Below are 12,500 nucleotides of genomic sequence, written 5' to 3'. Positions count from 1 at the left end.
TCGTGGGCTGTGAACTTCTTCACAACCACTGCAGGTCCGGCCGTAACATCCCTCCCCGGCACCGGAATCCCCGCCCGGATTCGATATTCTGGGCTGGTCCCGGCGCCGTGCCCCGGGCCACGCATCCGCTCCTTGTCCAGTTCTGTCCAAAGTTGTCCAAAGTAAGGTGCCTCCCCGTGTCAGCCAGCAAACCCGTCGTCCTCCTCGCCGAGGAACTTTCGCCCGCCACAGTCGAGGCATTGGGCCCGGACTTTGAAATCCGACAGACCGACGGCGCCGACCGTTCCCAGCTGCTGTCCGCCATTGCCGACGTCGACGCCATCCTGGTCCGCTCGGCTACCCAAGTAGATGCTGAAGCGATCGCTGCGGCAAAGAACCTCAAGGTCATCGCCCGTGCAGGCGTGGGCCTGGACAACGTGGACATCAAGGCTGCCACGCAGGCAGGCGTCATGGTGGTCAACGCCCCGACGTCCAACATTGTCTCCGCCGCAGAGCTCACGGTTGGCCACATCCTCAGCCTCGCCCGCCACATTCCGCAGGCCAGCTCTGCGTTGAAGAACGGTGAGTGGAAGCGCTCCAAGTACACCGGAATCGAACTCTTCGAAAAGAAGATCGGCATCATCGGATTGGGTCGCATCGGCGCATTGGTGGCGGCGCGTCTGCAGGGCTTCGATACCCAGATCCTGGCGTACGACCCCTACATCACTTCTGCCCGCGCGGCCCAGCTGGGCGTCCAGCTGGTGACCTTGGATGAACTTCTGGAGAATTCAGACTTCATCACCATCCACATGCCCAAGACACCGGAAACGGTGGGGATGCTCGGGGCCGATGCCTTCCGCAAGATGAAGGAAACCGCTTACGTGGTCAACGTGGCCCGCGGTGGTCTCGTGGACGAGGAAGCACTTCACATTGCGTTGAAGGAGGGCCAGATCGCCGGAGCCGGCGTTGACGTCTTCGTCAAGGAGCCCAGCACGGACCTGCCGTTCTTCGAGTTCGACAACGTCATTGTGACCCCGCACCTGGGTGCCTCCACTGACGAAGCACAGGAGAAGGCCGGTGTTTCGGTGGCCAAGTCGGTTCGCTTGGCACTTGCCGGCGAACTGGTGCCCGATGCTGTGAACGTCGCCGGCGGGGTCATCGCTCCGGACGTGCGGCCGGGTATCCCGTTGATCGAGAAGCTGGGGCGCATCTTCACTGCGCTCACCCACGCCTCGTTGACACAGATCGACGTCGAGGTGGCCGGTGAAATTGCCGCACTGGACGTCAAGGTGCTCGAACTTGCGGCACTGAAGGGCGTTTTTGCGGACGTTGTCACAGAGCAGGTCTCCTACGTCAATGCCCCCGTGATCGCCGAACAGCGCGGCATCAACACCCGTCTCATCACCACCCCGGACGCAGAGGACTACCGTAACGTCCTGACCATCCGTGGTGCCCTCAGCGATGGTTCCCAGATCTCCGTTGCCGGAACCCTGACGGGTCCCAAGCAGGTTGAGAAGCTTGTGGGAGTCAACGGGTATGACGTCGAGATTCCCATCAGTGAACACCTGGTTGTTGTGGCCTACGCCGACCGTCCGGGCGTGATTGGCACCATTGGCCACATCCTGGGCATGAACAACATCAACATCGGCGGGATGCAGGTGGCACGCCAGACCGAAGGCGGCCAGGTCCTGGCGCTCCTGACCATCGACAGTTCCGTTCCGCAGCAGGTGCTGGAAGCCATCAAGGCAGGTATCGGCGCAGAGATGGTCCGTGAAGTGGACCTGGAGGACTAGCACTGATTCCCATCAGTTAGGTTCGCGTGCCGGCGACACACCTTGGCACGCAGGAGTGGCCGGTCTGCTTACAATGGCTGGGTCCGGGATTCGGACCCGGCAGCAGGCCGGCCACAACTTTTTGCACACACAGCCCGGTATTCCTCTGTGTCTTTTGAGGAATCACGGAGAATGTGTGCGCGCCCGCAATCAAGGTCTCAGGGAGCCCAATGAACGCCGTCCAAAGGTTCATCAGAAGCCGTGTGCTGCTGCTGACCGCGGCCATTTTGATCGTCGCCATGTGCTTGTCCGTCCTCGTCCAGAGCCAGTCACAGGCGGCTCTGAACAGGACAGTGGATGAGAACTCGCGGGGACTCTACGACATCCTGGTCCAGGCCAAGCCTGATCAGTCACAAGATGGCGACGGCGGTGCATTGATCCAGCCGGAAATCGCCAACGGCCAGGGCGGCATCAGCTTTGAACAGCTGGAGAAGATCCGGACCATGGGCCAAACGGCCGTGGCTGCGCCCATCAGCCTGGTCTCGCGTGTCTCGCAGAACCTTGAGGCCCCACGCCTCAATGCCATGGACTACCTGGGGTACAACTCAGGACTCGCCGGTGCAGTAACTGCGGGGGACCCCTCCGCCATGGATTCCAGCAAGTGGCCTGCAGCGGAATCCGTATTGTCCGATTCCCCCAAGAAGTACCGTCTTACTGCCTCCGCCACGAGCTCTGACGGCGTGAACCAACAGACGCTTTTCAAGACCAGTGCCGAAGGTACCTTGGGCAAGGGCCGCCTGATTCAGGAACAGACAGCGGGTGGCACCAACGTCCGCATCGCCGGCCCCGAGGGCGAGACCGGGGTCAAGTTCCCGGCCCCCGCACTGGGCTCGGAGCACAATCTGTTCAACCTCTCCGTGGCGCTTCCCCTGGCGCCTGAGGTGACAGAATCCGTCGTCGCCGTCGACCCGGCCGCTGAGCGCGCGCTCCTGGGCTCTGCGGGGGATTTCCTTGCACCGCTGGAGAAGGCTCCTCCGGCAGACGCGCGTGACGCCGGCGCCATCGGACGCCACTTCGAAAGTCTCTTCACCACCGGCCTCAGCATGGACCAGTTGGAAGAAGGGCCGGATTTCCTGGGCGTCAAGCTCAAGTACTGGGCGCCGTTGATGACTCAGTACCAGCAAGCCAAGCGTGACGGCCTGTTGACTGATGATTCCCAAGCCATTCCGCTGATTGTCCGTTCCGGCACTTCCCTTGACCTTCAGTACTCGGTGAAGATCGAGGAACTTGACGCAAGCGGCAAGGTGGTCAACGAGGTTGGCACCGTAACGCGGTCCTTGGACAAGGACTACCTCCCGTTCGTGTCCAAGTCCCCGTTCGCCCTTGAATGGCCGGGTTCCACTGACCACAGCCAATTGCTGGGCAGTACGGCTTCCTTCAGCCAGGGCCTGTACAACCCGGCCACTTGGAGCACCGCATTTGCCGCCGCTCCGCAGTACCAGGACGGCGATGAAGCCGCCAACGGCGCAACGGATAAGAGTGCCACGCCGGGGGACTGGGTAACGGTGAACCGCCTGCCTGAGAAATCCTCCTTCGGAGCGGCCGTGGACCAGACGCAACGGAAGCCGGTTGACGAGCGTTCCTATCGTGAAGACCTTGAAACGGGCAAGAAGCCGGCTACGCCGCTGCCCATGGTTTATGGAACCTTTGACCCTGCCGCGGTGAAGTCTGCTGCCGGTGATGTCAACAAGCTTCCCTTGGGCGGCTACGACCCCACACCCATGACCCTCAGCAAGGACGCTGAGGGCAAAGAGGTGGCGGGCACGGAACTGAAGCCGTCCCTGAGCGCTACGGGTCTGGTCAGCCAGTCCGCCGGCGCCATCACCGACTACTACGGCCTGGCAGCCGCGCGTGGTTACGACAGCAACGCCGACGTCATTGACGCCATCCGGGTCAAGGCATCAGCAAGCGGCAACTGGAAAACGGCACAGCCCGAGGTGGAGAAACTTGCCACCCAGATCCGCGAGCTCGGCCTTGAAGCCACTGTCGTGGCTGGATCCGCCCGTGAAGACGCCAACATCTTTGTCCCCGGCTACAGCAAGGACGACGCCGGCAAGGAATCGCCGCTGGGCACTGTCCTGCAGTCGTGGGTGCGCCAGGACGCGGCAGACGCCGTCTCCGGCTCCCTCACCGGAACCAACATCACTCTGCTGTTCCTGACACTTCTTGGTGCCACGCTCCTGACAGGTGCGTCCACCGTGAGCTATATCCGTCAGCGCAGGAGTGAAGCCGGAATCCTCCGCGCCATGGGTTGGACTCAGAAACGCATCCGGTCCTGGGTCCTGGAGGAGTTCGCCGTAGGGGCCGCAGCCCTCGCTGCTGCCGGTCTTGTGCTCAGCTTGCTGAGCTGGAACATAGCCACCGTGATTGTCTCTGTGACCATGCTTGTCATCTACAGTGGTGCTGCATTGCTGGCAGCTCAGCAGTTGCGCCACCGCGTGGTGATTGATCAGGAACCGCAGCACGACGAGCGCCTGGTGACCGTGGACTCGCCTCTGACGTTCGCCAACAGGCAGCTGACCACCAACCGATTCAACTCGATCTCCCTGGCAGTGGCGGTGGGTGTGTTCGGGGCAGCGGTGGGTGCCCTCATTGCGCTCCTGATCGACATTCCCCGGGCAGCCGGCGCCAGTGCCTTGAGTGGTCTGGCCGCGGCAAGCATCGCCTTGCCAAGCGTCATCCTCGCTGTCTTCGGTGTGGTGGTTGGTCTGCTCCTGACGTTGGTCACCGGCCGTTTCGAACTCCATGCCAAACGGGAGTACCTCGGTACTTTGCGTGCCATGGGATGGAACCCGGACATGCTGGGCCAGGTCCGCTTCTTTGAAAACGCACTTGTGGGCACAGTGGCACTTCCGCTGGGTGTCCTCGGTGCCCTGGGGCTGGGATTGCTCCTGGCTCCCTACGCGGCTCTCTGGGCCGGGCTGGCCGGTCTGCTGGCCGTAATTTGCTGGATTCCGATTGCAACGAAAGTAGTCAAATGACTGACAACCTCAACCCCGAGCTGACGGCCACCCCGGAATCCGCGGACGAGTCATTGCAGACCCGCGCCAACACCATCGTGAGGGCCACGGATCACGCAACACCCTTGGAACTGAGCCGGGTCACCATCCACTACGGCGGCGATAAAGGCGGGGCCGAAGAAGTCGACGTCGTCGATGACTTCAATCTCACCCTGCACGCCGGTGAGATGCACTGTATTGCAGGCCGAAGCGGCTCCGGTAAGACCAGCATCCTGACGGTGAGTGCCGGACTGACGCTCCCGACGTCGGGCAAGGTCTTCTGGGAGGGCCAGCCCCTGGACACCATGGGCGATGACGAGATCGCGGACCGCCGCCGGGCATTGATCGGTTACGTGGATCAGGGCGGCGCCTTGATCGACGGCATGAGCGCGCTGGAAAACGTCCTGCTCCCCGCCGTGCCCGATGGCGAAGTGGAGCAGCGGACCGAGATGGCCAAGGACCTCCTGGACCTGGTGGGCCTCGGGCGCCGCATGCGTCACCGTCCAGCGCAGCTTTCCGGTGGTGAACGCCAGCGCGTAGCCATTGCCCGTGCCCTGATCCTGGGAACCCGCGTATTGGTGGTGGATGAGCCCACTGCCAGCCTCGACCGTGCGGCAGCCAACCGGATCATCGGCATTCTTAAGGACACCACCAGCGATGGCATTGCCGTTATGGTTGCCTCCCACGACCACGAGCTGGTGCGGCTCAGCGATACGCTGACCGAACTTAACTAAAGCTATTTCATCCCAAAAAAAGGTAACTTCTTAGAGTGACGTCTCCAGAGAAATCCCCGTTCTACATCACCACCGCAATCAGCTACCCCAATGGCGTGCCGCACATCGGCCACGCTTACGAGGTCATTGCGACTGATGCCATGGCACGCTTCAAGCGCCTCGATGGCCATGAAGTGTTCTTCATGACAGGAACGGACGAGCACGGGCTCAAGATGCAGCAGTCAGCCGAGAAGGAAGGCATCACTGCCAAGCAGCTGGCTGACCGCAACTCGGCAGCCTTCCAGCAGATGAGCCGGGACTTGGGGATCTCCCACGACCGCTTCATCCGCACCACGGATCAGGACCATTACGCTGCTTCCCAGGCCATCTGGAAGAAGATGGAAGCCAACGGCGATATCTACCTGTCCAAATACGAGGGCTGGTACTCCGTCCGCGACGAAGCTTATTACGTCGAGGACGACACCGTGGTGAAGGAGGACGGGCTCCGCTACTCCAAGGAGACGGACACCCTGGTCACCTGGACTGCCGAGGAGAGCTACTTCTTCCGGCTCTCCAATTATCAGGAGAAGCTCCTTGCCCTCTATGAGGAGCAGCCCGAGTTCGGTGCGCCGCAATCCCGCTTCAATGAGGTCATCAGCTTCGTCCGGCGTGGTCTGGAAGACCTGTCCATCAGCCGCACTACCTTCGACTGGGGCGTGCCTGTCCCGGGCGATGAGAAGCACGTCATGTATGTCTGGGTTGACGCCCTGACCAATTACCTGACTGGTGTGGGCTACCCGGACATCGAGTCCGAATCCTTCAAGAAGTTCTGGCCCGCTGACGTCCACGTGATCGGCAAGGACATCTCGCGCTTCCACGCCATCTACTGGCCCGCCTTCCTCATGAGCGCCGGCCTGGAACTGCCCAAGCGCGTCATGATCCACGGATTCCTCACCAACAACGGCGTGAAGATGTCCAAGTCCTTGGGCAACGTGGTGGCTCCGCAGGACTTCGTGGCGCAGTACGGCCTGGACCAGTGCCGCTACTTCTTCCTCCGCGAAGTTCCGTTTGGTGCGGACGGCAACTACAACCACGAAGCCATCGTGGGACGGATGAACTCGGATCTCGCCAACAACTTCGGAAATCTTGCCCAGCGTTCGCTGTCCATGGTGGCGAAGAACTGCGAGGGCAAGGTTCCCGTACCCGGCGCTTTCACAGGAGAGGATGACGCTCTGCTGGCACAGGCCGGTGCGTTGCTGGAAACTGCCCGTGCAGCGTTCGACAAACAGGAATTCAGCCGTGCCCTGGAAGCCATCTGGACCGTCCTCGGCGATACCAACGCGTACTTCGCAGAGCAGGCTCCGTGGGTGCTGCGCAAGACGGACATCGACCGCATGAACACGGTCCTTTACGTCACTTTGGAAGTTGTCCGCATCGTGGCGATCCTCGCACAGCCGGTCATGCCGTCGTCGTCGGCCAAGTTCCTTGAGGTGCTCGGCCAGCCGGAGGGCGAGGCCCGCCAGTTCGCCGCAATCGCGACTCCCTTGGTCGCAGGGACGGCGCTGCCGGCACCTGCCCCGGTCTTCCCTCGGTACGAAGAACCCGCCGAGGCATAACCCTCCCTCACCTCACAGCCGTAAACAAGAAACGCTCTCTCACTTCCTTCCGGTCTATCCGGGGAGGTGAGAGAGCGTTTCTGTTTTAGGGTGATTAGCTGATGGAGCGTCGGGGCTTAGGCTGTAGCGAGCCCCTCGACGGGCGACAAACGTGCCGCACGCCGGGCAGGGATCACCGAAGCCAGGAGCCCGGCGATCACCGCCACACCAAAGACCGCAGCCAGTTGCAGCCATGGCACCGACGGCACCACGGTTGCCACACCACCAAGGGTGGCCTGCGCTCCAAGCCATCCGTAAACGATGCCCATGCCTGCGCCCATGATCGCTGCCACACCTGCCACGAGCACAGCCTCGATGGCCAGCATCCCGCGCAGTTGCCCTCTGGTCAGGCCAAGCGCCCGGAGGAGCGAGTTTTCCCGTGTCCGTTCCAGGACCGAGAGGGACAGGGTGTTGGCCACGCCGATCAGGGCAATAACCACTGCCACGCCGAGCAGCCCTGTAACCACCAGCAGCAGGACGTCGATGATGCTGTTGAACGTCACCCGCTCGATCGCAGCTCCGCTGACGGTGCGCTCCTGCACGCCAAGTGCGCTTGCCATCTCCTTCTGGATGGCCTGGACGCGGTCTGCTGACACGGTGTCGTCCAGCTTCACCCACACCATGGCCGGTGTTTCCGGCAGCGGGGCGGAGGAGATGGTGGCACTTTCCACGAAGGCCGGGACGTGGCGGGTCCGCAGAACCTTGGCGTCGAGTGAAACGCTGCCGGCCGCCGTCGTGATCGTGGCGGGGCCCTCAGGGGAGTCTTCAGGCAGGTAGACCGTACCCGGAACCGGCTTGACGTGGTTGTCGCGGAGCACCGAAGCTGCGTCTGCGGCCGTGAGGCTGTAAATGGTGCTGCCGCCGTCGGGTGTGGTGGCATCAACCAGTGTTCCCACCGGTTTGAGCAGGACAGCAGCGCTGACGCCGTCGAGCGCCTTGATTCGGGAGAGGGCATCGCCGGAATCGCGTGCGCCATCCACGGCGGTCTGTGCGGAAAGGTCCACCGGGTAGTTTTCGGCCAGGGTGTCGTTGAAGGCCTGCCGGGACGTGGCCGCACCGGTCATCATCAGGGACACCAAAGTGACGCCAATCAACAGCGCGGCCGCGGTAGCCGAGGTCCGGGCGGGGTTGCGGGTGGCGTTGACGGCAGCGAGCTTACCCGGGACGCCGGCCGGCGCGGCCAGGCGCCCGGCCAAGGCAACCACCGTGGGGATGAACAGCGTGGAGCAGAGCAGGATGCCCACGAAGGAAGCCGCACCACCCAGCAACGCAAGGGGAAGGGAGACGTTGAGGCTGCCGTACACCAGCAGGGCGGCGCCACCCACCAGGGCTGCCAGGCCCAGGACCAGCCGGACCTTGCCGCGCCGGTTCCGCACGGATGCGTCATCAGCAGGCCGGAGGGCGGCAAGAGGCGCGACGGCGGTGGCTGCCTTCGCAGGCACGAGAGCCGCCACCACGGTCAGCAGAGTTCCGGCAACCAAGCCGGCAATGATGGCCGACGGCGGCACCGCCAGCGTCGCGAAGGCTTGCTCGGGTTGGGACTTGGCCCAGGCAATCAATCCAGTCATCAGGCCGGTGGCCGCAAGGACGCCCAGCACCGAGGATACGAATCCGACCACGAACGCCTCGAGCATGACAGAACCACGGATCTGCGACCGACCGGCACCCAGACAGCGCAGGAGCGCTAGCTCCCTGGTCCGTTGCGCAACCAGGACTGAGAAGGTGTTGGCAACCACCAGCGTGGAAACCAGGATCGCGACGCCGGCGAAGGCAAGCAGCACAACCGTCAGCTGGTCCTGACCGGCGCTCAGCATGGCCACCGTGGAGGTGACCTTTTCCTGGGCAGTCTCCACGACGGGGTCAACGGCACCCGCGGCTTCCATGCGGCGGACGATGTAGTCCTTGGCCGCCGACACGTCTTCTCCGGGCTTCAGCGCGAATTGGAGGCCAGCGAACCCGGCCCCCGCATCCTGGGCCGCATTCAGCACAGATTCGGAAGCAAGCAACTGGGCCGCCGAGGACGAGAAAGGATCGTTGGTGGATTGGATCAGGCCAGTAATGGTCACCTTGGCGTTCTTGACCGGCCCGGCACCGTGCAACTCCAAGGTGCTGCCGACGGAAAGGCCAAGGTGCCCTGCCGTCTTGACGTCAATCGCTGCCTCCAGCGCCTTCGAAGGCAGGGAACCGGAAGAAAGGACGGCGCCTTCCAAGGATGCGGGGGCCAGGTTCCGGAGCCGTCCGTACTGCTCCCCGCCGCCGGCCTCGAACGTCACGTAGGTGGATCGCTCCGCATAGCTGTCTTCCACAGCGGGGGACGAAGCGGCAGCATCCACTGCAGCTTGGGTACAAGCTTCACCGTTCTTGGACGTGGCAACGAGGTCGGCGTTCCGGTAGGCCTCACCAATGCTTGCACCCAGCGATGCATTGGTACTCGCGCCCACCATGAGGGTGGAGGAGAGGAACATGACGGACAGCATCACGGCCAGGCCGATAGCAACGAACCGCCGGAAATGCGTCGTCAATTGGGAGACGGCAACACGCAACATGCCTCAGGCCCCCAGCTTGCCGAGGGCGGTCAGAACAGAGTCGGCGGTGGGATCGTGGATCTCGCCTACCAGACCGCCGTCGCTCATCAACACCACGCGGTCCGCATAGCTGGCAGCGACGGGATCGTGCGTCACCATGATGATGGTTTGGCCCATCTCCTGGCTGCTCCTGCGCAGGAGGGCCAGGACTTCTCCGCCGGCCTTCGAGTCCAGGTTGCCGGTGGGTTCGTCTCCGAACACGACGTCGGGCCGGGTCAGCAATGCCCGGGCAACAGCCACACGCTGCTGCTGGCCCCCGGAAAGCTCGTGGGGACGGTGCTTCAGCCGGTCCTTCAGTCCCAGGGTGCTGACAACAGTGTCCAACCATCCGGCGTCGGCCTGGGTTCCGGCCAATGCGAGCGGAAGCGTGATGTTCTGCTCGGCAGTCAAGGTGGGCACCAGGTTGAACGCCTGGAAAACGAAGCCGATCCGCTCGCGGCGAAGCGCTGTCAGTTGACGGTCGTTGAGGCCCGTGAGTTCCGTGCCGCCCAGCACAATCCTTCCAGAATCCGCGGTATCCAGGCCAGCCAGGCAATGCATGAGCGTTGACTTGCCCGAACCGGAGGGCCCCATGATGGCAGTGAACTTGCCGGCGTCGAAACTCACCGACACCTCGTTCAGGGCAGTCACGGTGGTATCCGCACGGCCGTAACTTTTGGTGAGCTTGAAAGCCTCGACGGCCGGGCGGGCCGTGGCGCCGCTCGAACCGGACGGCCGGCCGGATCCTGACGGGTGGGGGAGGGACGTGAAAGTTGTCATGTTTCCACGCTATGTTTCAGCGCACGCCTGCGGGATCGGGCCGCGGTCCCATTATCCCGGGAGCTTGCTCATACCGTGGTCTGAGTTTGGAGGCCGGCCGGTATGAACAGCCTAGGTCCCGGGGGCCACTACGCCGGTCTCGTAGGCGATGACCACTACTTGCACCCGATCCCGTGCGCCGAGCTTCGCCAGGATATGGCCCACATGGGTCTTCACCGTCGCCTCTGAAAGGAACAGTCCCGCCGCGATCTCAGGATTCGACTGACCCTGCGCGATCAGCTGGAAGACCTCGCGCTCGCGGGCCGTGAGGCGTTCCACTGCTGCAGCGTGCTCACTCTGCTCGGGAGTCTGCGTCCTCAGGAGCGGCGCCACGTGGTCCAGCAAGCGGCGGGTGGTGGACGGCGCAATCACGGCGTCTCCCCGGTAGACGGTGCGGATGGCCTCAAGGAGCTCTTCGGGTGGGGCATCCTTCAGGAGGAACCCGCTGGCACCTGCCTGGATTGCGGCCAAGGCGTACTCATCGAGGTCGAAGGTGGTCAGCACAACAATCTTGATCTCGGCCCGCTGGGAACCCGATGGCTGTGCAGCTGCCTGCTCCAGAATGCGCCGGGTTGCTTCGATGCCGTCCATCCCGGGCATCCGGACATCCATCAGGACCACGTCGGCTGCGGTGGCGCTGAGCGCTTGGACAGCCTCCATCCCGTTGCCAGCCTCGGCAACCACTTCAAGGTCCGGCTGCGAATTGATCAGCATGCCAAAACCCGAACGGACCAAATGCTGGTCATCAACCAGGGCCACCCGGATGGGTGCAGGAACGTCAGACATGGTTTTAGGCCTCCGAGTAGGGGATGAAAGCGGACACACGGAAACCGCCGCCCTGTTCAGGACCTGCGGCCAAGGAACCATCGTAGAGGGAGACCCGCTCGCCCATTCCCCGCAGGCCGTTGCCGCCCCCGGCCGACGGCGGATCAGCGGCGGCGCCGCGGCCGTCGTCGACGATGTCCAGTTGCAGGCCGCGGGCCTGCCAGGTCAGGGTGACACCAGCCACTGCTTTGGGGCCGGCGTGCTTCATGACGTTGGTGAGAGCTTCCTGAATGATGCGGTAGGCCGTCAGCTCGGCGCCGGCGGGAAGCGCCCGGCGGGCCGCTCCGATCTGCTCAAAGGTGACCTGGAGAGTGGCTGCACGGAAGCCGAGCAGGAGTTCATCCAGGTCCGACAACCGCGGTTGCGGGCGGGTAGGGGAGTCGTCGTCGGAGCGGAGGACGCCAAGCAGCCGCCGCATTTCACCCAGCGAGTCCCTGCCCGTGGCCGCGATGGTGGCCAGGGCTTCGGTGGCGAGCTCCGGTTTCGCCGCGGCCGCGTACCGTGCGCCGTCCGCCTGGGTGATGATGACGGACAGCGAGTGGGCAACAATGTCATGCATTTCCCTCGCAATGTGCGAGCGTTCGTCGGCCGCGGCCAGCTGGCGCTCCTGCTGCTGTTCCACCTCGAGCCTTCGGGTACGGTCCTCCAGTGCCTGAAGTTGGAGCCGGCGCACCCGGGTGAGGTCGCCCAAGGTCCAGCTCACCAGCACCAGCATCCAAATCAACACCGTGTAGAGGGCCCCGATAGTGAGCCCCATAATGCCGGACTCGGCAGTGCTGGAGTACTCACGCGTGGTCAGCATAATGCCGCCCAGCATTCCGGCCACCAGGACTGTGCGGCTTGCCCACGCCGGCCCGTAGGCCGCGGTGGCATAAATAATCAGGGGGACTGCGATTTGGCCGGCCACGGGCTCGGAACCCACCGCCCATTGGATCAGGCACACCAGGATTACGACGCCGGCCGCCACGGCTGGGCGCGTGCGTCGCCACGCCAGCGGAAGCAGCAGGCTGCAGGAAAGGACAAAAAGCCAGGGCCGTGAGGCAAGAAGATAGACCGGACCGAAAAGGAGGATCAGCAAGGACGTCGCCGTCATATCCACTTTGAAGCGGTTGAT

8 protein-coding genes are annotated in these 12,500 nt (G+C 63.4%); 4 read left to right on the top strand and 4 right to left on the bottom strand.

The features are described from left to right. Nucleotides 1–176 precede the first annotated feature (176 nt). The 4 genes from serA (at nt 177) to metG (ending at nt 7,139) form a co-directional block, all read left to right on the top strand. Nucleotides 177–1,772, top strand: a complete 1,596-nt coding sequence (serA, locus tag CQ020_RS02785) for a phosphoglycerate dehydrogenase (protein ID WP_024817200.1) — start codon at nt 177–179, stop codon at nt 1,770–1,772. A 209-nt stretch (nt 1,773–1,981) separates the two neighbouring features. Further along, nucleotides 1,982–4,792, top strand: coding sequence for an FtsX-like permease family protein (locus CQ020_RS02780; protein ID WP_105690466.1), 2,811 nt, complete (start codon nt 1,982–1,984; stop codon nt 4,790–4,792). Continuing rightward, nucleotides 4,789–5,544: an ABC transporter ATP-binding protein gene (locus tag CQ020_RS02775; RefSeq protein ID WP_105690465.1), complete on the top strand. Its 756-nt coding sequence runs from the start codon at nt 4,789–4,791 to the stop codon at nt 5,542–5,544. Before CQ020_RS02780 ends, CQ020_RS02775 begins: the two co-directional genes overlap by 4 nt. Before the next feature lie 35 nt (nt 5,545–5,579). Beyond that, nucleotides 5,580–7,139 carry a methionine--tRNA ligase gene (metG, locus tag CQ020_RS02770; RefSeq protein WP_105690464.1) on the top strand — a complete coding sequence of 520 codons (1,560 nt, stop codon included), beginning with the start codon at nt 5,580–5,582 and terminating at the stop codon, nt 7,137–7,139. 116 nt (nt 7,140–7,255) lie between these two features. On the opposite strand, the gene CQ020_RS02765 is transcribed toward metG, so the two are convergent. The 4 genes from CQ020_RS02765 to CQ020_RS02750 all read right to left on the bottom strand — a co-directional run bounded on the left by CQ020_RS02765 (nt 7,256) and on the right by CQ020_RS02750 (nt 12,479). Beyond that, nucleotides 7,256–9,724 carry an ABC transporter permease gene (locus CQ020_RS02765; RefSeq protein ID WP_105690463.1) on the bottom strand — a complete coding sequence of 823 codons (2,469 nt, stop codon included), beginning with the start codon at nt 9,722–9,724 and terminating at the stop codon, nt 7,256–7,258. A 3-nt stretch (nt 9,725–9,727) separates the two neighbouring features. Continuing rightward, on the bottom strand, nt 9,728–10,522 hold the full coding sequence (locus CQ020_RS02760; protein ID WP_024817195.1) for an ABC transporter ATP-binding protein: 795 nt from the start codon (nt 10,520–10,522) through the stop codon (nt 9,728–9,730). Nucleotides 10,523–10,633: 111 nt separating this feature from the next. Next, nucleotides 10,634–11,347, bottom strand: a complete 714-nt coding sequence (locus CQ020_RS02755) for a response regulator transcription factor (protein ID WP_105690462.1) — start codon at nt 11,345–11,347, stop codon at nt 10,634–10,636. Between the two features lie 4 nt (nt 11,348–11,351). Then, nucleotides 11,352–12,479: a sensor histidine kinase gene (locus CQ020_RS02750; RefSeq protein WP_105690776.1), complete on the bottom strand. Its 1,128-nt coding sequence runs from the start codon at nt 12,477–12,479 to the stop codon at nt 11,352–11,354. Nucleotides 12,480–12,500 lie beyond the last annotated feature (21 nt).

The organism is Arthrobacter sp. MYb23 (assembly GCF_002979775.1).
GTDB lineage: Bacteria > Actinomycetota > Actinomycetes > Actinomycetales > Micrococcaceae > Arthrobacter.
Note: the sequence above shows the minus strand (reverse complement) of the source record. Positions and strands in the feature narration are given on the sequence as shown.

Coding starts and splice junctions, on each gene's coding strand:
- CQ020_RS02780 (WP_105690466.1), top strand. CDS start 1,982: ATGAACGCCGTCCAAAGGTTCATCAGAAGCCGTGTGCTGCTGCTGACC.
- CQ020_RS02775 (WP_105690465.1), top strand. CDS start 4,789: ATGACTGACAACCTCAACCCCGAGCTGACGGCCACCCCGGAATCCGCG.
- CQ020_RS02765 (WP_105690463.1), bottom strand. CDS start 9,724: ATGTTGCGTGTTGCCGTCTCCCAATTGACGACGCATTTCCGGCGGTTC.
- CQ020_RS02760 (WP_024817195.1), bottom strand. CDS start 10,522: ATGACAACTTTCACGTCCCTCCCCCACCCGTCAGGATCCGGCCGGCCG.
- CQ020_RS02755 (WP_105690462.1), bottom strand. CDS start 11,347: ATGTCTGACGTTCCTGCACCCATCCGGGTGGCCCTGGTTGATGACCAG.
- CQ020_RS02750 (WP_105690776.1), bottom strand. CDS start 12,479: ATGACGGCGACGTCCTTGCTGATCCTCCTTTTCGGTCCGGTCTATCTT.